This window comes from Pacificibacter marinus (genome assembly GCF_018860665.1).
Taxonomy (GTDB): Bacteria; Pseudomonadota; Alphaproteobacteria; order Rhodobacterales; family Rhodobacteraceae; genus Celeribacter; species Celeribacter marinus_A.
In genome coordinates this window covers 56961-76802 of sequence record NZ_JAHKPK010000060.1, presented here as the reverse complement: position 1 = coordinate 76802, position 19842 = coordinate 56961, and the positions used below count along the sequence as shown (strand labels likewise).

The following is a 19842-nucleotide window of genomic DNA, read 5'->3' as shown; positions in this document are numbered from 1 at the left end:
TAATCTCACCTGCGGTGAGACCGTCACTCACCCCATACGCTCACTGGCGTAGCTTCCTGGGCTGGCGGGGAACACGACCGTTTTATTGCCGTTGATGAACACCCGATGGTGGATATGCGCGTGGATGGCGCGGCTGAGCACCTGCGCTTCCACATCGCGCCCCAAGGACACGTAATCATCCGCGCTTTGCGCATGGGTGATACGTACTGTGTCCTGCTCAATGATCGGGCCCTCATCCAAATCTGCCGTTACATAATGCGCTGTCGCACCGATCAGTTTTACACCACGCTCGAACGCCTGTTTGTAAGGGTTGGCCCCCTTGAAAGACGGCAAGAACGAATGATGGATGTTGATGATACGTCCAGACATCTGCTGACACATATCATCCGACAAAATTTGCATATAACGCGCCAAAACAATCAGCTCGGCACCAGTGTCTTTGACCACTTGCATGATCGCGGCTTCGGCCTCTGGCTTGTTTTCTTTGGTGACCTTGATGCAGTGGAACGGAATGTCGTGATTGACCACAACCTTTTGATAGTCCATGTGATTCGAGATCACGCCGACGATATCAATCGGCAAGGCACCGATACGCCAGCGGTACAAAAGATCATTCAAACAATGGCCGAAACGCGAGACCATCAAGACGACTTTCATCTTTGTGGCCTCGTCATGCATCGCCCATTGCATATCAAGCTCTTTTGCAACCGGTGCAAAGCCATCCACAAGCGTCGCCTCATCCAAACCCTGTTCCGAGACAAAGCTCACACGCATAAAAAACTGCCCCGTGCCTGGGTCATCAAACTGCGTGGAATCGGATATGTTACAGCCCAGATCCGCCAGCTTACCTGAAATCGCAGCAACGACACCGCGTGTGGATCGGCACGTTACAGTCAAAACATGTGAGTTCATGGTGCAGTGTCCTTGGGGTTAATGTGTTAAAAGATTTTACGCTTCAAGGTTGAAGACATCAGCCCTGTTCGTCAGTCTCACAGGTCAAAAAGGGATCAAAACTCTTTGCGCCAGTGTAAGGCCCACTCGTAGTGCTGTGCAAAACACCGTCCACAAACTGTGTCTCGACGATGTTTTTCCAATCTGCATCTGCTGTGACAATCACCGGAACGTGCCCCGCGCAATTGCGTACACCACCTTCGATCATCGGCGCTTGATAGTGATGGTTTGTCAGCCCTGCTTTGGACACAAGTTCAGAGGTGGCGCCAATCGACCCATCGATATCGACGGACAACAGCCGCAGCACCTTGGCCAAATGCGGACGATCCACATAGGCAACCTCATCCATGCCATCGCCGTTAAAATCTGCAATCCCTGCGATGGCTAGCCAACGATTACGGGTGCCGATGGGGGGATTGGACGCGACGGGAATCAATGCACCATCATGAAGCGTGAACACCTGAACCCGCGCCCCAGCTGTAAACGTCGAGACGACAGTGACAATCTCGGGCGAACCGTCTTTGTCAAAGTCATGCAAACGCGGCGCGGTGTCTTCAAAAATGGCGCTGCGATAGGTCACACCAAGACGTTTACCGTCCGACAAGGTCACCTCAAGCTCGGCATATTCCCCGCCCGCGACGGCCCCATGCCCGTAAGCATCGGTCGATGTGACATATTTGGCAGAAACGATACTTTGCGCATCGGCAGCAACGGCGCACAGGGCCGCACCCGCAACGAGAACAGCCCCAAACCGCATTAGATTTGTTTTTCAGGCAGGTTCACGACCAAACCATCCAAAGCGTCTGTCACTTTGATTTGGCAGGTCAAACGCGAGCGCGCCGGGTCTGGCTGATAGGCGAAATCGAGCATGTCTTCTTCCATAGGGTCGATAGGCGTCAGTTTTTCAACCCACTCAGGGGCCACATAAACATGACAGGTGGAACAGGCACAGGCGCCGCCGCAATCGGCGTCGATACCGGGCACGTTATTGTCACGCGCGCCTTCCATAACCGTCCGGCCAGTTGGCACGTCAATGACATGTTCTGTTCCGCCAAATTCAACATAGGTGATTTTCGCCATTGGAGTTCCTATCTGCAGTCCACTAAAGTTAGTTGGAAACTATCGTGCCCGCGTGACTAAGAAAAGAGTGCATTGCCGCGTTTGCGCGCCTATCTATGATCATAATGGCGTAACGTCCTTGCAATTTTGCGTAACATTGGCACGCATCATGTGCCTTTATGCGCAGACCTTTCACAGCAATGGGTTTGGCGCTATGCTGATGTCAATGATCCAAAAACGGACACCGAGCAAATGATACAGGCTTTGATCCTTCCATCTCGCGTAGCACTGCGGCTTTGTGGTGCCGTCACACTTTGCGCAAGCCTAAGCGCTTGCCAGATGTCGGAGCCCACGGATGAAATTCTACGCGCAGGCGATGCGACCTCGGCCCCTCCCGGGGCTGATCCCGATGCCTGTTACGGACGCCATACAACGCCTGCGATTGTTGAAACAGTAACCGAACAGGTCTTGGTGCAGCCGCCGCAAATCAATGCAGATGGATCGGTATCCTATCCTGCGATTTACCGCACAGAAACGCGGCAAGAAATTGTGCGCGAACGCAAAGAACTGTGGTTTGAGACGCTGTGTGCCGATGCGCTCACGCCGCAATTCATTGCCTCAGTACAACGCGCTTTGGCCGTACGCGAAGTTTACTCTGGGCAAGTCAATGGCAAGCTTGACCGTGCCACGCGCCGCGCAATCGCCGCCTATCAAAAGCCCGAAGGCTTGGACAGCGAGATTCTGTCATTGGCCGCCGCACGTAAACTTGGACTGGTGGAAATGCCGCGTCCCGAATGAGAACAATAGACCGGGCTTTCAAACGTAAAAGGGGCAGTCCTGAGACCGCCCCTTTTTATAATATTTAAGATGCCTTACCGCCCTATTCTTCTGAGACACCAAGAGCCACAAAGCGTGGCTCGCCTGCACGGCGTACCATCAACAGAACGGTCTTGCGCCCCGCCTCACGCGCATCTTCAGCACGTAATTTTAGGTCATCCGCAGTGGCGATTTTTTCTTGACCAGCCTCGACAATCACATCCCCAGACCGCAGACCTTTTGCAAAGGCTTCAGAGGCCTCATCAACGTCAATCACGGCCAGACCACCTGTGCCGCGCGCGACGCCAAGCTGCTCACGTAACTCATCGTTAAGCGGCATCACTGTCAGGCCAAAGAGTGTCGTATCCTCAGGCTCAACAGACTCTTTACCTGCAACAGGAAAAGCAACATTCTCGGCTTCTTCGCGACGACCCAGTGTCACCATCAGGGTTTTGGTTTTGCCATCGCGGAACACCACAACACGAACAGCTTTGCCCACTTCCGTTTCACCGACAGTGCGCACCAAACTATTGGCGTCTTCGACGTCTTTGTTGTCAAAGGACAAAATCACATCGCCGGCCTCAAGACCTGCATCTTTTGACGGGCCCTCTGGCACATCAGTGACCAAAGCACCTGATGCAGTTTCAAGTCCCATGGCTTCGGCGACATCATCAGACACGGTTTGGATTTTCACACCCAACCATCCGCGACGGGTTTCGCCGAATTCGGTCAACTGGTTTGTCACGCGCGACACAACATTTGACGCCATAGAAAAGCCGATACCGATAGAACCACCGTTCGGGGACAAGATTGCCGTGTTCACGCCGATGACTTCGCCATCCATGTTAAACAGCGGACCGCCAGAGTTGCCGCGGTTGATTGCAGCATCGGTTTGAATGTAGTCGTCATAGGCACCTTGCAAAGCACGGCCACGCTGCGACACGATGCCGGCAGAGATAGAGAACCCTTGGCCAAGCGGGTTGCCCATGGCCATCACCCAATCGCCCATACGCGCCAGATCACTGTCGCCAAAACTGACGAACTTTAACGGCTTGTCACTTTCAACTTTGAGCACAGCGATATCCGTTTTGGGGTCAGTACCGACCAAAGTGGCAGGCAAAACGAATCCTTCAAAAAATTCGATTTCGATCTCGTCTGCGCCTTCAATCACGTGATTGTTGGTGACGATGTAGCCGTCTTCAGAGATGACAAATCCCGATCCCAGTGCATTGCTGCGACGCGGGGCAGAATTATTGCCGCCCTGCCCGCCGCGATCCATGAAGTCTTTAAAGAAATCTTCAAAGGGCGATCCAGGTGGCACCATTGGTGTCGTATCCGTTGAGGCCTCAACGATTGTGGTCGTCGTGATGTTCACAACGGCAGGGCTAACTTGCTCAGCCAAGTCCGCGAAACTGTCAGGTGCGCCGCGCGCATCTACCGTTGTGGCTTGGAGCATTAAGGCGACGGCCCCGATCAGGGCCACAAACATCGCCCGTATTTGCGAGCGTTTGCTGTCGGTTTTAAATGGAATGGCGATTGCCGTGGTCATAGGACTCTTTCCTCCGTAATGCACGCGCATCAGACGTCGCGTGACGCTTTAGTCTTCCAATATCGGTAAAGATAAGCACGATTTGGCGCAACTCAATGTCAGTCGCGCTCAGTCAACAGCATGTGATCGCTGCGTGAAAGAGGATAGCAGGAAAATGCGCTCACATTCCCCATATTTATAGGCTTTGGACAAAAGAAAAGGGCCAACGTAAAAACGCTGGCCCCAAAAAATTGTTTCACGATCACATCTTAACGACCGTCAGAGGACTTCAAATAATCAAAGAATTCTGAGTCAGGTGAGATCACCATTGTGGTGGTATCCCCAGTCAAACCGGCGCGATACGCATTCAGTGAACGGTAGAATTCAAAGAATTCAGGATCCGCACCAAAGGCATCGGCAAAAATCCGGTTGCGTTCGGCATCCGCTTCACCGCGAGTAATTTCAGCTTGGCGACTCGCATCGGATTCAAGTTCAACCACAGTCCGGTCGGCTTGCGCCCGCACACGTTGCGCGGCTTCTTCACCACGTGCGCGCTCATCTGCCGCTTCGCGTTCACGTTCGGCACGCATCCGCGCAAATGTCGCATCCAAGTTTTGCTCTGGCAAGTTTGTCTGCTTGAGACGCACGTCCAGAATATCCACCCCAAGTTGGGCTGCACGGGTGCGTGCTTGATCCGTAACTTGCTGCATCAAAACAGTCCGTTCAGCGGAAAGGATCGTGTTCGACGTCACACCATCGGCCCCCAAAACAGCACGGATACGGTCAATAATGATGCCGTTCAGATCGACCTCAGCTTTGCGCAAGCCGCCTGTAGACACAGCGCGTTTGAATTTCACGACATCTATAATGCGGTAGCGCGCAAAGGCATCAACCACGAGACGACGATCATCTGAGGGCGTGACTTCGGTTTCCGCCGTATCGAGCGACAAAATGCGATCATCAAAATATTCCACGGTTTGAATCAGCGGAATTTTGAATGCCACACCTGGCTCTTCTTTCACGGCCTTAATTTGACCGAATTGAATGACCAAGGCTTTTTGGCGTTCGTCCACAATGTAGATGGACGACATGAACACAACGACGATAATCACGAGGCCGATGAAAAGTACTGGAAGCTTTTTCATTAGTTGGTCCCCCCGTTTTTCTTAAGTTCATTGAGCGGCAAATACGGCACAATGCCAGATCCTTCGCTGCCTTCATCCAGAATGATTTTGTCCACGCCGCTGTAAACCTCTTCGATGGTTTCCAAATACAGGCGTTTACGGGTCACTTCTGGGGCGAGTTGATATTCACCCAGAACAGCCGTGAAACGTGATGCTTCACCTTGGGCCTCATTGACTACGCGTGCGCGGTAACCTTCGGCTTGTTCAAGAATACTTGCAGATGTACCACGTGCGCCCGCAACAACTGTGTTGGCATAGGCGTCCGCTTGGCGTTCCAACCGGTCACGTTCTTGTTCAGCCGCTTGAACATCGCGGAAGGCGTTGATCACTTCGACAGGCGGGTCCGCTTTGTCGAGGTTGACACGCACAATCGAAATACCAGCATCGAGATCATCCAAAGTGGATTGGATCAGATCTTTTGCATTGTCGGAAATTTGACCACGATCTCTGTTGAGGATCGGAGACAACTGACGCGAGGCAATGATTTCACGCATAGAAGATTCAGACACGGCACGCACAGTGCCGCGCGGATCCGCAAGGTTGAACAGGTATTTGGAGGAATCGTTGATGTTCCAAACCACTTGGAAATCGATGTCCACGATGTTTTCATCCGTGGTCAGCATCAGGCCGTCATTGTCAGCAGAGCCCGCGCCAATGCTTTCAGAGCGTTGCCCTGTCACGTTGACCAATTCATGCGTCACAAAAGGCCAAGGCGCAAATTGCAGACCCTCAGTGGTGGTGCGGTGATACTGACCCAAGAACAGCTCGACGCCGTTTTGTTCGGTTTGCACAGCATAAAATGAACTGAACGCCCAAATGCCAATAGCACCCAACACGCCAAAGCCGATCCAGGCTTTTGGAATTTTGCCAGGGCCGCCAGCGCCATTCATGCCAGAACCAGTGCCCCCGCCTTTGCCGCCCATCAAGACCTTAAGGTATTCATTGCCTTTGCCCAGCAACTCATCGATCTCGGGGATTTGGGGCTGATTGCCACCGTTCGGACGGCGATCGCCGCCTGAGTTTTTGTCATCATTCGAAGGCCCGTTGCCGCGATTTCCACCGCCGCCCGATCCCCATGGTCCGCCGTTATTGCTGGCCATTTAGGTGTGTTCCTCTCTCAAAAACTATTGGCACGGGGACGACGATCCGCCCAAGGCCAAGGCTTGCGCTTAAAATGTTCTTTTTAGGGGCAGGTTTCAAGGGCAGCGCGCAAGAGCGCGCTGCAATTACGTGATTTTCCACGCATTTTTTGTCCCAAAGCCCGCAAAGACCCTATTTGTGGATGCGCACGGGCTCTTTCATCAGCACGATTTCTTCGGCCATGGTCGGGTGCACCGCAACTGTGGCGTCAAAATCTTCTTTGGTGGCCCCCATTTTCACGGCCACGCCCGCAAGTTGGATCATTTCGCCAGCATGTGGCGCGATGATGTGACAGCCCAAGACTTTGCGCGTGTTCACACAAACGATCAGCTTGAACATCACCCGTTCATTTTTTTCGATGAAGGAATTTTGCATGGGACGGAAGGCCGCGGAATAGACCTCGATAGGGCCTTCCTCACGCGCTTGCTCTTCTGACAATCCCACGGCGCCATATTCAGGCTGGGTGAAAATGGCTGACGGCACATTAGCGTGATCCGGCGTCATCGGGTTGCCTTTGAACACGGTTTCATGGAAAGCCACGGCTTCGCGGATGGCCACCGGCGTCAGTTGGATACGGTTGGTCACATCGCCCACAGCATAGATCGACGGGATGTTGGTTTGGCTGTACTCGTCGACCACAATTTCGCCAGACCGCCCTTGCGCCACGCCAACAGCTTCAAGACCAAGCCCGTCCACTTTAGGTGTGCGGCCAGTGGCATAAAGCACCACGTCAAACACCTTGGTGTTGCCGTCTGTGGATGTCACATGCAGACCGTCGTCTTTTTTGTCGATGCTTTCAACGTCTGTGCCCGTGTGCAGGTGGATACCTTGGTCTTTGATCACTTCGGCGATATGGCCACGCGCTTCATCATCAAAGCCGCGCAAAATCTGCGCGCCACGGTAATATTGCGACGTTTCCGCCCCCAAACCGTTAAAGATGCAAGCGAACTCGGATGCGATATAGCCACCGCCCACGATCAAGATTCGTTTTGGCAGCTCAGGAATGTCAAAGATTTCGTTCGAGGTGATCGCGTGTTCGATGCCCGGCACGTTTTGAGGCACAAACGGCGTGCCGCCTGTGGCGATCAAGATGTGTTTTGCGGTGACTTCTTTGCCGTCAGCCAAGACAACGGTGTGAGCGTCTTTGACTGTGGCGCGTTGGTGGAAAATTTCCACGCCCGCATTGCCAGCGTTTTTGGTGTAGATGGCTTCCAAACGTGACAGCTCTGCCTTCAAACGCGCTTGGAATGACGCCCAGTTGAACTCGCCAATTGAAATATCCCAACCGTAAGACGCAGCCTCGGCAGCGGCGCCGGAATACTGAGACGCAAAAACCATCAGCTTTTTCGGCACACAGCCACGGATCACACATGTGCCGCCCATGCGAAACTCTTCGGCCAAGGCGGCTTTGGCGCCCCCCGCTGCGGTCAAACGCGCAGCGCGTACACCACCGGAGCCACCGCCGATTACGAAGAGATCAAAATCAAAAGTCATGTGTCACCATCCAGTCCGGAATATTTTCAAAGTTGACGCCAAATGTAGGCATACCGTGCCCAAAACAAAACCCCGCAGCGACCTGCGGGGCGTAACTTTTCGTGATCAGAGTGAAACCATAGAAACCACGTGAGACAACACATTCACGATCAGTCGATATCTGCAAAGATATTTTCACTATCGGCAAACTGCACAAGGTCTTCTGTGGTTTCGCCAGAGTTGATGTCATGCGTTTCGACACGTCCGTCGCCATGGCCGATGACAACCACGTCGCAAATATCGATAAACAGACCGTTTTCCACAACCCCTGGAATTTGGTTCAGGATCAACGCCAATTGGCGCGCATTGCCGATACGTTGCAGGTGCAAATCGATGATATGATTGCCCTCGTCGGTGAAATAGGGCGTATCGCCGTTCATACGCAGTGTTGAATGTTGCCCCAACACATCCATCGAGACCAGCGTCTCTTCCACCAATGCTTTGGTGGTTTGCCAGCCAAAGGGGATCACTTCGACAGGCAAGGGGAACGCGCCCAATGTGTCGACTTGTTTGGACACATCCGAAATGACAATCATCTGGTCGGATGCCGTGGCTACGATTTTTTCTTGCAGCAACGCCCCGCCGCCACCTTTGATCAGGTTCAATTCAACGTCGAATTCGTCTGCGCCATCGATGGTCAGGTCCAGCCATTTGGCCTCGTCCAAAGACATCACCCGCAGTCCTTGTTGGCGGGCCAGTTCCGCGGTGCGCGTTGATGTGGGCACGCCGGTGATACGCAGGCCCTCGTTGCGTACACGTTCTGCCAGCAAACGCACCATCCAAGCCGCCGTCGACCCTGTGCCCAGCCCAAGTTTCATACCGTCTTCGACGAACCCTACAGCGCGCTTGGCCGCAACAAATTTGGCCGTGTCGATTGGGGAAAGAGTGTCAGACATGGATGGCTCTCCGTGATTGAGTGACCGCAGCCCTTTGCAAGGCCTTAGCGTCATTTCGTATCGTCAGCATAAATCGCAGTTTGGGTTTCACCCCGAGACCCGCCGATCTATTCATTCCTTATAGGCGCTCGCCCTTGGCGGTGATAGTGTGAATTCACATCCAAGTCATCGCCAAGCTTTCATTCTTGCGGCTCTTGAAATATGCGCATGGGCGCACAGCTATTCACCATTCGCTGTGCCTTGATGACACCAGATAGAACTCAATTGCAGGCATCTCAGCCTGATGGACCCCATAAACGCTGTGCCAAACTTAAACAACGCCACGATCAAATATATACATTTGGCCCTCGGCTGGCTCTGCGTTGTGCTTGGGCTGATCGGGGCAGTGCTACCGATTTTACCCACGACGGTGTTCTTCATTTTGGCCGCGTTCTTTTTCACCAAAGGGTCGCCGCGCTTGCGCCATTGGTTGATCTCGCATCCCACAGTCGGCCCAGCCATTCAGAATTGGGAAGACACGGGATCAATTGCCCCGCGCATCAAGATGGTGGCACTGACGATGATGGGCGTCACTTTGGCGATCTCTTTAGTATTTGCCATGCCTTTAAAAATCATCATGATCCAAGGGCTGTGCATGTCTGCAGCGGCCCTGTACATTTTAACGCGCCCCAATCGTTAAAGTGTATCTTGCGCGCCTATCCCGTTTGTTTCTAATGGCACGATGAATACAGATCGTCCCGTCATCGGCATCCTTTGCATGCTCGCCTTTACCGCCCTTGCCCCCCTAATGGACGCCAGCGCAAAACTTGCATCTGACATCCACCCCACGGGGCAGATCGCAATTGCGCGTTATTTGGTGCAGGGCGCGATTGTCTTGCCCATCGCATTGGCCTTGCGCCTCAGTTGGCGCATCTCAGCCCGCGATTGGAGCCTTATAGCCCTACGTGCGGTGTTTACATTGGGATCAACCATATCATTTGTGGCCGCCATATCAGTCATGCCCTTGGCTGATGCTTTGGCGATCGTGTTTATCGAACCCTTCATTTTGATGTTTATGGGCTGGGTATTCTTGAACGAACAGGTCGGCCCGCGCCGCATCCTTGCCTCGGGCGTCGGTTTCATTGGCGCGATGATCGTCGTACAACCGGGTCTTTTGGCCTTTGGCTATGTCGCCCTTTGGCCCTTGGCCGCAGGGTTTTTCTTTGCCGCCTATATGCTGGTAACACGCCAGTTGCGCGCGCATCCCCCTTTGGTGCTGCAATCTGCCACCTCAGGATTGGCCTTGCTCTTTTCCGTCCCATTGCTGTTTGTGTTCGAAGGTCATGGCGGCATGTTTGACGCCGTTATGCCCCAAGGTGTCATGTGGATCTATCTCGCAGGCGTTGGCGTGCTCGCGACTGTGTCCCATCTGTTTTTGACCTTCGCTTTGCGTCTTGCGCCCTCCGCCACGGTCGCCCCCTTGGCCTATGCGGAAATGGCTTTCGCCACAGCCGTTGGGTTTTGGGTCTTTGGGGATTTTCCGGAAACCACAACATGGGTCGGTGTCGCATTGATCGTCGGATCCGGATTGTATCTTTTGCACCGCGAACACCTCAATGCACGACAGCTGCGTTCTCAGGCCTAAGTCCAAGACGGTTTCATTATTGCCAGTTCAAAGCGTTCAATAAATTGGGCAAGGCGCGCCGCGGAAGAATCAGTAACATGCCATCGCCGTGAAAGGTCATTTCAACGGTTTCCGCGCTTGCCTCATTTGAGGTGCCAATCCGCCCCGCCGGCCCAAAAACAATATTGTCGATCGGCCAAAGCAAACCTTTGCTGATTCCGGTTACAGGCATCAGCGGAAACAGCGAGACCCGCGTGCCGATTTCAAGTTCGATCCGCAAGCTGCGTGGCGCATGGACGCAAATGTCAATGTCGCCCACAATGATGCAGTGTTTTTCAGGATAGCGCACAAGTGTGTTATAGACGGACAGCTCATGATCGATGCGCGCCCCCATGAACCCAACGCCCAAAATAAGCGCAGAGTCCACGCGGGATAGGCATTTTTCGAAATCTGTGCTGTCTTGTTCGGGAATATGGTGTAAGATTTCGGGGGGCATTTTATCACGAATGCGATTGGGCAGACTGTCAAAATCGCCGATCACGGCCTCGGGCATATGGCCCAGTTCAAGCGCTGTGGCCGCCGCACCATCTGCTGCGACAAGATGGGGTGCGTGCCTTAATGCATGGTCAAGCGTTGTTGCACTCACCTTGCCGCCGCCGAGCAAAGTCACCCCATTTGGGTTGGAAAGGACGTATTTTGTCATGAGATCACTGTGCACCATTAACCATTCTGCCACAATTAGAACACGAAATAATCAAGCTGTTTTCTTGGTTCTGTTCTAATTCACGAACCAATTCATGGTAAATATGGCGTTGCTGAGCAAGAGCAGAAAGCGAGTTTAAGCATGGTTAGTGATAGTAAAATTCTTACGGTATCCTATGGAACCTTCTCCTGTACGTTGGAAGGTTTCGATGATCCGTTCTCCACAATGCGCGGCATTGCCGAGTATTTCAGAGATCTCGCGGCAGATGACCGCTACTTTGGTGCGGAACCCCCGACACCAGATGCAAACATGCTGCACTCGATTGCAGAAAAAGAAATCCAGCGCCGCGTCGAAGCCAAAGTACAAGGCAACGGCGTTGTTTTGCGTCAAATGGATGACGGCACAACCGCACCTGCATCGGACGGCATTGCTCAGCCTGCTTCCGTGTCAGACACGGTTGCAGCCTCGCCAAAAGCGAAAAAGGCGAAACGTAAGAAAGTCAAAAAAGCAGGCAAGCCGGGCAACACCCGCGCATTGCAACGCAAAGCCGCCGCTAAAGCCAAAGCGGCGCCAGTTGTTGAAATGCCTCTTGCCGCTATTGCTGACGCTGACGATACCGCCGCAGATGATACAGACCTTGCTCAGACCGCTTCAGTTGAGACCCAAACAGATTCTGTCGTCACAGATGAAACACTAGACGCGCCAGCCCCAGCCATAGACAGGCTCGAAGAGGCTCATAAACCTGCCTCCATCGCCGACAAGCTTGAACGCATCCGCGCGGCTGTCGCCCAGCGCGGAACCTCAGCCTACGCAGAAGATCAACACGCCACAGATTCCTTTGGCGATTCTCAAGACGACACCATCGCTGAGGACACATCCGCAAACCTCGTGTCGAATACGGTGGCAGAGGCCGTCACGTCAGAAGACACCGAGAAAACGGAAGAAGACGCAAAACTCGCAGCACAGGCCAAAGCCGCTCAAGACCGTGTGGCAGCCAAGCGGGCGCGCAGAATGCGTTTGAAAGCAGCAGCCGAAGCAAAAGCTGCGGCAGCGGCCCAAGCTGCGGATGTTGAACAAGCCCAGATCACCGAAGATACTGAGGTTGCTGAGGACACATCTTCAACCGATGCAAGCGCAGATGAAACGTCAGTCGACTCTATTTTATCTGCCCTTGGTGACACCCCACCGAATGACGATGCATCAAACGAAGACCCTCAGGATACACCACAAATAGACCCTGAGGTCGCGCAGCATGAGGCACAAGCCGACGAGCCTGACACGGATGCGGATCAAGCTTTGCACGATATGGACCCAACTTTGGCCGCAGACATCGCCGAAGCCACACGTGCCCCTGAGGTCGCCGCCCCCGAGGCCACTGAACAGCCCGATCCATTGCGCCGTGTTCGCGCACGCGTGATCAAAATGCGCCGTTCAGATGTAGACCTGCTTCCAGATCAAGCAGAACCAAACCTGTCAGAGACAGAGACGGAAGCAGAAACCGAATCAACAGACGTCAACGCAGAAAGCCTATCCACCAAGGTGGACTTGGACCCTCAAGCTGATGAGACCATAGCACCAGCAGAAGAAGACGACCTCGCAAAGTTGCTGCGCAAAGAATTGGGCACATCTTCGCTAGACGACGACGCTGAAGATGAATTGATGCGCGAATTGGCTGAGGTCACGTCATCAACAGATACACAGTCTGAAGTTGCCGCTGATATACTTTCTGACGAATCCGATGATGCGGATGCGGAACTTGATGACGTCGAAGCAGAGGTTGGCGTTGCTCAACCGGCTGCAAACGTCGAGCCGGAAAATGAATTCCGTCTTGATCGTGATCATACGGATGAAGACGACGATGATGACGACGACGAGACCCGCAACATGTTTGGCACGTCTGACGACTCTGTCTCGCGTCTACTCGATACAGCAGAACGCGAAATGGGGGACGGTGAAAACGTGCGTCGCCGCAACGCGATCCAACATCTCAAAGCGGCCGTTGCCGCAACCCGCGCAGAGCAAGCCGAGCAGCCAGACACAACCGATGCCAAAGACGCGGCTCAAGCTGACCCATACCGCGAAGACCTTGCACGTGTGGTTCGCCCGCGCCGCCCAACTGAAGCCCTTGTTCAAGGGGTTCGTCGCCTTGCACCTTTGATGTTGGTTTCAGAGCAACGCATTGATACGCCACAAGACTTGCCCTTGGGCGCGAATATTTCGCCCGTGCGCCCGCGTCGCGTTTCCTCTGCCGCTTTGGCTGTGAAAGAAGACGAACAGTTCGCACCAGAGCTTGATGAAGCGACTGCAACGCCAATGATGAATGAGGCCGCAGGTACCTTTGCAGATTACGCCGAAACCGTCGGTGCCGAAGGCCTGAATGACCTGCTGGAAGCCGCGGCGGCCTATTCCAGCTTTGTCGAGGGACGCGAAACAGTCACACGCCCACAGATCATGCGTTTGGCCAACCAAGCGATGCCTGAAGACTTCCCTCTGGAAGAACGCCTTCGTTCCTTCGGACAGCTTTTGCGCCAAGGCAAGATTCGCAAAATCAAACGCGGACATTTTGTTATCGCTGATGGCACGCGCTTCAAACCGGAGGCCGCAGCCAGCTAAAGGTTTCAACACTCAATGCCATACAAAAAAGGCCGCTCAATCGAGCGGCCTTTTTACATAGTCAGAATAGGATTTTAAACGTCGTCTTGGTTGTCATCTGCCTGATCATCCGGCTGGCCAATCCCCATGAAAACAGATTTCAACGGGATCGCCCAAAGAACACCCATACCGACATAAATCGCCAGTTCTACCCATAGCGAGGGGCGTTCAAACAGGCTGACCAACTTGAGGCACAAGGCGATGTAAACAGGCAGCCCCACCACCAGAACCAAAAGGGCCACGCGTCTGCGGGCTTTGTAGGATAGGGCCATCTGCAATCACTCCTTGTGTATCAATCTTCAAACGGGTCAGTGACAAGAATAGTGTCTTCGCGCTCAGGCGATGTGGACAACAACGCCACAGGACAGTCGATCAATTCTTCAACCCGTTTGACGTATTTGATCGCATTCGCGGGCAAATCATTCCATGTGCGCGCGCCTTCTGTGGTCTCGGACCAGCCGGGCATTTCCTCATAGATAGGAGTGCACCGCGCTTGGGCATCTGCGGCTGTTGGCAGGTAATCCACACGGGTTCCGTCCAAATCATAGCCGACACAAATCTTCAATGTCTCGAAACCGTCAAGCACGTCGAGCTTGGTCAAACAAATCCCGTTCATGCCTGAGGTTGCGCAAGTCTGGCGCAGCAAAGCCGCATCAAACCAACCACACCGGCGCTTGCGGCCTGTTGTCGTGCCAAACTCATGACCACGTTCACCAAGACGTTGCCCGTCTGCATCGTCCAGTTCCGTCGGAAACGGACCTTCGCCCACGCGTGTGGTGTAGGCTTTGACGATACCGAGCACGTAATCAATCGCCCCTGGTCCCATGCCAACGCCCGTGGCGGCCTGGCCTGCGATCACATTTGACGACGTCACAAACGGGTATGTGCCAAAATCGATATCCAAAAGCGCACCTTGGGCCCCTTCGAACAAAATACGTTTACCGGCTTTACGTTGCTCGTTCATCACTTTCCAAACTGGGCCCGCATAGGGCAGGATTTTGGGCGCGATTTCAGTGAGTTTAGCGATCAGGTCATTGCGGTCGATTTCTTCAAGACCCAAACCACGACGCAACGCATTGTGATGCACTAGCGCGCGATCAACCCGCAGTTCAAGCGTCGCAGGATCAGCCAGATCGGCAACACGAATCACACGGCGGCCAACCTTATCTTCGTAAGCTGGCCCAATGCCGCGACCGGTTGTACCGATTTTTGCAACTGCGTTTTGGTTTTCACGGGCGCGATCAAGCTCTCCGTGGAATGGCAGAATCAGTGGTGTGTTTTCCGCGATCATCAAAACATCTGGAGAAATTTCCACACCCTGCGCGCGGATCGTTTCGATTTCGCTTAACAAGTGCCACGGGTCAAGCACAACGCCGTTACCGATCACAGACAGCTTACCACCACGCACAACGCCAGATGGCAAAGCGTGCAGTTTGTAGACTTTGCCATCCACAACAAGCGTATGACCCGCATTGTGGCCGCCTTGGAAGCGCGCAATCACATCTGCACGCTCGGACAACCAGTCCACAATCTTGCCTTTACCTTCATCGCCCCATTGGGCGCCGACCACGACGACGTTTGCCATATCCTAATTCCTTTGGATTGGATGAAACCCGCGTCGGTATAGCCATAGCTGCGCGCCGATGAAACCTTAAAACAGCATCGAAGCTCTCTAAGCGTCATCTGTTTTGTACAATTGCGTGCAATAGACGCCTGATTTACGGCGGACAGTCTGCACTGTTGGGACTAGGATACTTTCATGGAACTGTTTGACCTGCCTGATTCCGATACACTTTATTCCGCTTTTGTGGCACGTGATCCCTCTTATGAAGGGCGCGCCTTTGTGGGGGTGAGTTCCACTGGTATTTTTTGCAGGTTCACCTGCCCTGCGCGCAAACCCAAGCGTGAGAACTGCACCTTTTATGGCACTATTGGGGACTGTATCGCGGCGGGATTTCGCGCTTGTAAGCGCTGCCATCCTTTGCGGCCTGCAACCGAATCCGAGCCGGTGATCAAGATTTTGCTTGAGGCATTGGAAGCGCGCCCCGATCACAGATGGTATGAAAGCGACATCACCGACATGGGGTTCGACCTGTCTACTGTGCGGCGCGCTTTCAAACGTCACTTTGGCATGACTTTCTTGGAATTGGCGCGCCTTGAGCGTCTGCGCCGTGGGTTCGATATTTACAGCGACGGCGGCAAAGTCATAGACGCACAGTTGGAGGCTGGGTTCTCATCCTCCTCCGCCTTTCGCAGCAGTACGAACCGTTTGCTGGGCGCGGCGCTTGGCACGCTGTCTAAAAACCCGTTGCTGTGCATCGATTGGATCGACACCCCTTTGGGGCCGCTGATTGCAGTGGCTGACAGATCAGCACTGCACCTGCTTGAATTCATGGATCGAAAAGCCCTGCCCACTGAAATGAAAAAGCTGGCGGCTGGGGCCAATGGTGCGATTGGATTTGGACACACCGCTATTCACGACCAATTGGCCGCACAGCTTGACGCCTATTTCAGTGGGACATCCGCCGACTTCACTGTGCCGCTACAGTATCATGGAGGCGGATTTGCGGGGCGGGTTTGGGATGCCTTGCGGCGCATCCCTGCAGGGCAAACGCTAAGTTATGGCGCGCTGGCGAAATCTATCGACCAACCCACGGCCACGCGTGCCGTTGCCAAAGCCAACGGGGCCAATCAAATTGCGATTTTAATCCCTTGTCACCGTATTCTTGGAGCTGATGGATCTCTCACCGGCTATGGGGGCGGGCTTTGGCGCAAACAACGATTGATCGAGATAGAGGCACGCTATGCATAAAGAGGCGCTCTACATCAAATCAGAACGCGCAGGCCAACCGTAAGCGACTTCGCTCACAGAACCATCTGCCGAGGCCTCAACACGTTCAGTGATAAACGTGCCTCCTAAAGCCGTATAAAACGCACGCGCATTTTCATTTTCGGACAAGACCCAAAGCGCTGAGCCATTCAGACCCATACCCGCCATTGCCTGCGTGCATGACTGCATCAAAGCACGCCCAAGACCGCTGCGTTGATGATCACCCTGCACATAAATAGCCGTGATTTCACCAGCATAATCGGCGCTGAGGTCTTCATCACGTTGCGCCCCGCAAGAGGCAAAGCCCTGCACCGTGCCGTCGATTTCTGCCACGAAACAGGTCCCGCGTCCGGTCTCTGCAAAGCTGTTCAAAATAGTCGTCCAGCCTTTTTCGCGATCTGCGACAGTCATGCGCTCAATCAAGGCGTCAGGCACAAGGCCTTTATAAGCGCTGTTCCAAACAGCGACCTGCACATAGGCAATGGCTTGAGCATCAGACAGAGTGGCGGGGCGGATATGCAGTGTTTGTTCCATAAATCTATCTCTAGCAAATCATATTCAAATGACAACGGTCATACGAATTGGCGCGCTCGGACATAAGCATGACGCAGCTAATCCTCAAAAGTTTGAGAACATTTGCCCAAGACCAAGGTCAAGGGGTTGCGCGTCCCCCGCATATTTCCTAAATACCAGCATCGAACTCATCCGAAAGCCTCTCCCATGGAAAACGTCATTCTTATCGTCCACCTGATCCTCGCGCTGTGCCTGATTGGTATTGTGCTGCTTCAGCGCTCTGAAGGTGGCGGTCTTGGCATGGGGGGCGGCGGTGGCGGCGACGTCATGAGCGGCCGCGCGGCAGCTTCTGCACTTGGCAAACTCACATGGATCTTTGCGATCGGGTTCATCTGCACATCCCTCACTCTGACAGTTTTGGCGCGCCGCGATGCTGCGAACTCATCTGTTGTGGACGGAATCACGCTGGAAGATGCAACACCAGTGACACCCAGCTTGCCTGACGCAAGCTCATTACTGCCGCCATCCGCAGCCGATGCACCTTTGGCGCCACCACGCGCTGAATAAACAAATCTAACGATACCTTGGGCATAGCGGATTTTCATCCGCAAGATGTTGCGGTTCGGTTGTGCGGGACGTCCGAATCTGTTAGTCCATAAATCCCGTGAACATGGCGTTTTTTAGCGCCATGTCTCAATATGATTTTGACCACTTCACGGGAGCTACACCCACTATGGCACGATACGTTTTCATCACCGGCGGTGTTGTTTCCTCACTCGGCAAGGGCCTGGCCTCTGCGGCTCTTGGCGCATTGCTGCAAGCGCGCGGCTATACAGTTCGGTTGCGCAAGCTTGACCCTTACCTCAACGTTGATCCGGGCACGATGAGCCCGTTTGAACACGGTGAGGTTTTTGTCACAGACGACGGCGCTGAGACCGATCTTGATTTGGGTCACTATGAGCGTTTCACCGGCGTCGCAGCCCGTAATACAGATTCGATTTCGTCAGGTCGCGTTTACACGAACGTTTTGGAAAAAGAGCGTCGCGGCGACTATTTGGGAAAAACCATTCAGGTGATTCCGCATGTGACCAATGAAATCAAAGATTTTATTGAGATCGGCGATGACGAAGTTGACTTCATGCTGTGCGAAATCGGTGGCACTGTTGGCGACATCGAAGGCCTGCCCTTTTTTGAAGCGATCCGTCAGTTCGCCCAAGATAAACCTCGCGGACAGTGTATTTTCATGCACCTCACGCTGCTGCCCTACATCGCCGCATCAGGTGAGTTGAAAACCAAACCGACACAGCACTCTGTCAAAGAGTTGCGCACCATCGGTTTGCAGCCAAATGTTTTGGTCTGTCGTTCTGAGCATCCGATCCCAGAAAAAGAGCGCGAAAAAATCGCCCTATTCTGTAACGTGCGCAAAGAAGATGTGATCGCAGCGCCTGATCTGAAATCCATCTATGAGGCGCCGCTAGCCTACCACCGCGAAGGTCTTGACCAAGCTGTGCTGGACGCCTTTGGCATCGCCCCTGCCCCCAAGCCTGATCTCACTGTTTGGCATGATGTGGCAGACCGCGTGTTCAACCCAGAAGGCGAAGTTAAAGTCGCCATCGTGGGCAAATATGTGCAGCTTGAAGATGCGTATAAATCCATCGCAGAAGCGCTTACGCATGGCGGCATGGCCAACCGCGTAAAGGTGAAAGTGGAATGGGTCGACGCCGAATTGTTCGAACGTGAAGATGCAGCCCCCTATCTTGAGGGATACCACGCGATCTTGGTCCCTGGTGGCTTTGGCGAACGCGGCACGGAAGGCAAAATCAAAGCGGCGCAATTTGCCCGTGAACGTAAAATTCCCTACCTTGGCATCTGCCTGGGTATGCAAATGGCTGTCATTGAAGCCGCGCGCAACTTGGCGGGCATTGACGCCGCGGGCTCTGAAGAGTTCGATCATGAAGCGGGTAAAAAGCGTTTCGAACCTGTGGTGTACCACCTTAAAGAATGGATTCAGGGCAACCATAAAGTGCGCCGTAAATCCACCGACGACAAGGGCGGCACCATGCGTTTGGGCGCATATTCTGCCACTTTGACGGCAGGCTCACGCGTGGCCGAAGCCTACGGCACGCTTGAAATCGAAGAACGTCACCGTCACCGCTATGAGGTTGACACCAAGTATCGCGAACAACTTGAAGAGCACGGTTTGATTTTCTCAGGCATGTCTCCTGACGGGCGTTTGCCAGAAATCGTCGAGATCAAAGATCACCCTTGGTACATCGGCGTTCAGTTCCACCCAGAATTGAAATCCAAGCCCTTCGCACCAGCGCCATTGTTCAAAGACTTCGTACGTGCGGCGAAAGAAAATTCACGTTTGGTCTAAGCGATCTCAAACGGACCTATTAAAAAGGCACCCCGCGGGGTGCCTTTTGTTTTGTAT

19 protein-coding genes are annotated in these 19842 nt (G+C 53.7%); 7 read left to right on the top strand and 12 right to left on the bottom strand.

The window, feature by feature from the left end; genetic code table 11:
* Window positions 1-27 precede the first annotated feature (27 nt).
* The 3 genes from purU to KO497_RS16325 are packed head-to-tail and all read right to left on the bottom strand — an operon-like array spanning window position 28 to window position 2031.
* The gene (gene purU, locus KO497_RS16335) at window positions 28-912 is read right to left on the bottom strand and encodes a formyltetrahydrofolate deformylase (protein WP_215945023.1); all 885 of its coding nucleotides are present in this window, start codon (window positions 910-912) and stop codon (window positions 28-30) included.
* A gap of 58 nt (window positions 913-970) precedes the next feature.
* Window positions 971-1708, bottom strand: a complete 738-nt coding sequence (locus KO497_RS16330; RefSeq protein ID WP_215945022.1) for an FG-GAP repeat domain-containing protein — start codon at window positions 1706-1708, stop codon at window positions 971-973.
* Complete coding sequence (locus tag KO497_RS16325; protein ID WP_215945021.1) at window positions 1708-2031, bottom strand: 2Fe-2S iron-sulfur cluster-binding protein; 324 nt, start codon at window positions 2029-2031, stop codon at window positions 1708-1710. The genes KO497_RS16330 and KO497_RS16325 overlap by 1 nt, the downstream gene beginning before the upstream one ends.
* Window positions 2032-2349: 318 nt before the next feature.
* Between KO497_RS16325 and KO497_RS16320 the strand changes: the two genes are divergently transcribed.
* Window positions 2350-2808: a peptidoglycan-binding protein gene (locus tag KO497_RS16320; RefSeq protein WP_252729742.1), complete on the top strand. Its 459-nt coding sequence runs from the start codon at window positions 2350-2352 to the stop codon at window positions 2806-2808.
* An 82-nt stretch (window positions 2809-2890) separates the two neighbouring features.
* Here KO497_RS16320 and KO497_RS16315 read toward each other — a convergent pair whose 3' ends face one another.
* The 5 genes from KO497_RS16315 to rpiA all read right to left on the bottom strand — a co-directional run bounded on the left by KO497_RS16315 (window position 2891) and on the right by rpiA (window position 9107).
* A complete protein-coding gene (locus tag KO497_RS16315; protein ID WP_215945019.1) occupies window positions 2891-4375 on the bottom strand; it encodes a Do family serine endopeptidase in 1485 nt (494 codons plus the stop codon).
* 248 nt (window positions 4376-4623) lie between these two features.
* Window positions 4624-5499 carry a protease modulator HflC gene (gene hflC, locus KO497_RS16310; protein ID WP_215945018.1) on the bottom strand — a complete coding sequence of 292 codons (876 nt, stop codon included), beginning with the start codon at window positions 5497-5499 and terminating at the stop codon, window positions 4624-4626.
* Window positions 5499-6638 (bottom strand): FtsH protease activity modulator HflK, encoded by a 1140-nt coding sequence (hflK, locus tag KO497_RS16305; protein ID WP_215945017.1) that lies wholly within the window; start codon window positions 6636-6638, stop codon window positions 5499-5501. Before hflK ends, hflC begins: the two co-directional genes overlap by 1 nt.
* A 172-nt stretch (window positions 6639-6810) precedes the next feature.
* Window positions 6811-8172: a glutathione-disulfide reductase gene (gene gor / locus KO497_RS16300; protein ID WP_215945016.1), complete on the bottom strand. Its 1362-nt coding sequence runs from the start codon at window positions 8170-8172 to the stop codon at window positions 6811-6813.
* A gap of 149 nt (window positions 8173-8321) precedes the next feature.
* Window positions 8322-9107 (bottom strand): ribose-5-phosphate isomerase RpiA, encoded by a 786-nt coding sequence (rpiA, locus tag KO497_RS16295; RefSeq protein WP_215945015.1) that lies wholly within the window; start codon window positions 9105-9107, stop codon window positions 8322-8324.
* 283 nt (window positions 9108-9390) lie between these two features.
* Between rpiA and KO497_RS16290 the strand changes: the two genes are divergently transcribed.
* Complete coding sequence (locus KO497_RS16290; RefSeq protein WP_215945014.1) at window positions 9391-9786, top strand: YbaN family protein; 396 nt, start codon at window positions 9391-9393, stop codon at window positions 9784-9786.
* A 42-nt stretch (window positions 9787-9828) separates the two neighbouring features.
* The gene (locus tag KO497_RS16285) at window positions 9829-10731 is read left to right on the top strand and encodes a DMT family transporter (RefSeq protein ID WP_215945013.1); all 903 of its coding nucleotides are present in this window, start codon (window positions 9829-9831) and stop codon (window positions 10729-10731) included.
* Between the two features lie 16 nt (window positions 10732-10747).
* Here the strand turns inward: KO497_RS16285 and KO497_RS16280 are convergent, their stop codons facing one another.
* Entirely contained in the window at window positions 10748-11413 is a 666-nt protein-coding gene (locus KO497_RS16280; RefSeq protein WP_215945012.1) for a thiamine diphosphokinase, read from the bottom strand.
* 141 nt (window positions 11414-11554) lie between these two features.
* Here KO497_RS16280 and KO497_RS16275 point away from each other — a divergent pair, with 141 nt between their 5' ends.
* Window positions 11555-14026, top strand: coding sequence for a hypothetical protein (locus KO497_RS16275; RefSeq protein ID WP_215945011.1), 2472 nt, complete (start codon window positions 11555-11557; stop codon window positions 14024-14026).
* A 74-nt stretch (window positions 14027-14100) separates the two neighbouring features.
* Here the strand turns inward: KO497_RS16275 and KO497_RS16270 are convergent, their stop codons facing one another.
* Together KO497_RS16270 and KO497_RS16265 are read right to left on the bottom strand one after the other, a co-directional pair.
* Window positions 14101-14337 (bottom strand): DUF2842 domain-containing protein, encoded by a 237-nt coding sequence (locus KO497_RS16270; RefSeq protein WP_215945010.1) that lies wholly within the window; start codon window positions 14335-14337, stop codon window positions 14101-14103.
* Between the two features lie 20 nt (window positions 14338-14357).
* On the bottom strand, window positions 14358-15650 hold the full coding sequence (locus KO497_RS16265; protein WP_215945009.1) for an adenylosuccinate synthase: 1293 nt from the start codon (window positions 15648-15650) through the stop codon (window positions 14358-14360).
* A 174-nt stretch (window positions 15651-15824) separates the two neighbouring features.
* Here KO497_RS16265 and KO497_RS16260 point away from each other — a divergent pair, with 174 nt between their 5' ends.
* Window positions 15825-16877, top strand: coding sequence for a bifunctional transcriptional activator/DNA repair enzyme AdaA (locus KO497_RS16260; protein WP_215945008.1), 1053 nt, complete (start codon window positions 15825-15827; stop codon window positions 16875-16877).
* Between the two features lie 9 nt (window positions 16878-16886).
* Here the strand turns inward: KO497_RS16260 and KO497_RS16255 are convergent, their stop codons facing one another.
* Window positions 16887-17429: a GNAT family N-acetyltransferase gene (locus tag KO497_RS16255; protein WP_215945007.1), complete on the bottom strand. Its 543-nt coding sequence runs from the start codon at window positions 17427-17429 to the stop codon at window positions 16887-16889.
* Window positions 17430-17615: 186 nt separating this feature from the next.
* On the opposite strand from KO497_RS16255, the gene secG reads away from it, so the two are divergent.
* Together secG and KO497_RS16245 are read left to right on the top strand one after the other, a co-directional pair.
* The gene (gene secG / locus KO497_RS16250) at window positions 17616-17975 is read left to right on the top strand and encodes a preprotein translocase subunit SecG (RefSeq protein ID WP_215945006.1); all 360 of its coding nucleotides are present in this window, start codon (window positions 17616-17618) and stop codon (window positions 17973-17975) included.
* A 166-nt stretch (window positions 17976-18141) separates the two neighbouring features.
* Window positions 18142-19785 (top strand): CTP synthase, encoded by a 1644-nt coding sequence (locus KO497_RS16245; RefSeq protein ID WP_215945005.1) that lies wholly within the window; start codon window positions 18142-18144, stop codon window positions 19783-19785.
* Window positions 19786-19842 lie beyond the last annotated feature (57 nt).

Bases quoted from the DNA above. Each gene is read 5' to 3' on its own strand.
- KO497_RS16280 (WP_215945012.1), bottom strand. From the start codon at position 11,413: ATGACAAAATACGTCCTTTCCAACCCAAATGGGGTGACTTTGCTCGGC.
- KO497_RS16260 (WP_215945008.1), top strand. From the start codon at position 15,825: ATGGAACTGTTTGACCTGCCTGATTCCGATACACTTTATTCCGCTTTT.
- KO497_RS16290 (WP_215945014.1), top strand. From the start codon at position 9,391: ATGGACCCCATAAACGCTGTGCCAAACTTAAACAACGCCACGATCAAA.
- rpiA (WP_215945015.1), bottom strand. From the start codon at position 9,107: ATGTCTGACACTCTTTCCCCAATCGACACGGCCAAATTTGTTGCGGCC.
- KO497_RS16270 (WP_215945010.1), bottom strand. From the start codon at position 14,337: ATGGCCCTATCCTACAAAGCCCGCAGACGCGTGGCCCTTTTGGTTCTG.
- KO497_RS16285 (WP_215945013.1), top strand. From the start codon at position 9,829: ATGAATACAGATCGTCCCGTCATCGGCATCCTTTGCATGCTCGCCTTT.
- KO497_RS16275 (WP_215945011.1), top strand. From the start codon at position 11,555: ATGGTTAGTGATAGTAAAATTCTTACGGTATCCTATGGAACCTTCTCC.
- hflC (WP_215945018.1), bottom strand. From the start codon at position 5,499: ATGAAAAAGCTTCCAGTACTTTTCATCGGCCTCGTGATTATCGTCGTT.
- KO497_RS16320 (WP_252729742.1), top strand. From the start codon at position 2,350: ATGTCGGAGCCCACGGATGAAATTCTACGCGCAGGCGATGCGACCTCG.
- secG (WP_215945006.1), top strand. From the start codon at position 17,616: ATGGAAAACGTCATTCTTATCGTCCACCTGATCCTCGCGCTGTGCCTG.
- KO497_RS16245 (WP_215945005.1), top strand. From the start codon at position 18,142: ATGGCACGATACGTTTTCATCACCGGCGGTGTTGTTTCCTCACTCGGC.
- KO497_RS16255 (WP_215945007.1), bottom strand. From the start codon at position 17,429: ATGGAACAAACACTGCATATCCGCCCCGCCACTCTGTCTGATGCTCAA.
- KO497_RS16325 (WP_215945021.1), bottom strand. From the start codon at position 2,031: ATGGCGAAAATCACCTATGTTGAATTTGGCGGAACAGAACATGTCATT.
- KO497_RS16330 (WP_215945022.1), bottom strand. From the start codon at position 1,708: ATGCGGTTTGGGGCTGTTCTCGTTGCGGGTGCGGCCCTGTGCGCCGTT.
- hflK (WP_215945017.1), bottom strand. From the start codon at position 6,638: ATGGCCAGCAATAACGGCGGACCATGGGGATCGGGCGGCGGTGGAAAT.
- gor (WP_215945016.1), bottom strand. From the start codon at position 8,172: ATGACTTTTGATTTTGATCTCTTCGTAATCGGCGGTGGCTCCGGTGGT.
- KO497_RS16315 (WP_215945019.1), bottom strand. From the start codon at position 4,375: ATGACCACGGCAATCGCCATTCCATTTAAAACCGACAGCAAACGCTCG.
- purU (WP_215945023.1), bottom strand. From the start codon at position 912: ATGAACTCACATGTTTTGACTGTAACGTGCCGATCCACACGCGGTGTC.
- KO497_RS16265 (WP_215945009.1), bottom strand. From the start codon at position 15,650: ATGGCAAACGTCGTCGTGGTCGGCGCCCAATGGGGCGATGAAGGTAAA.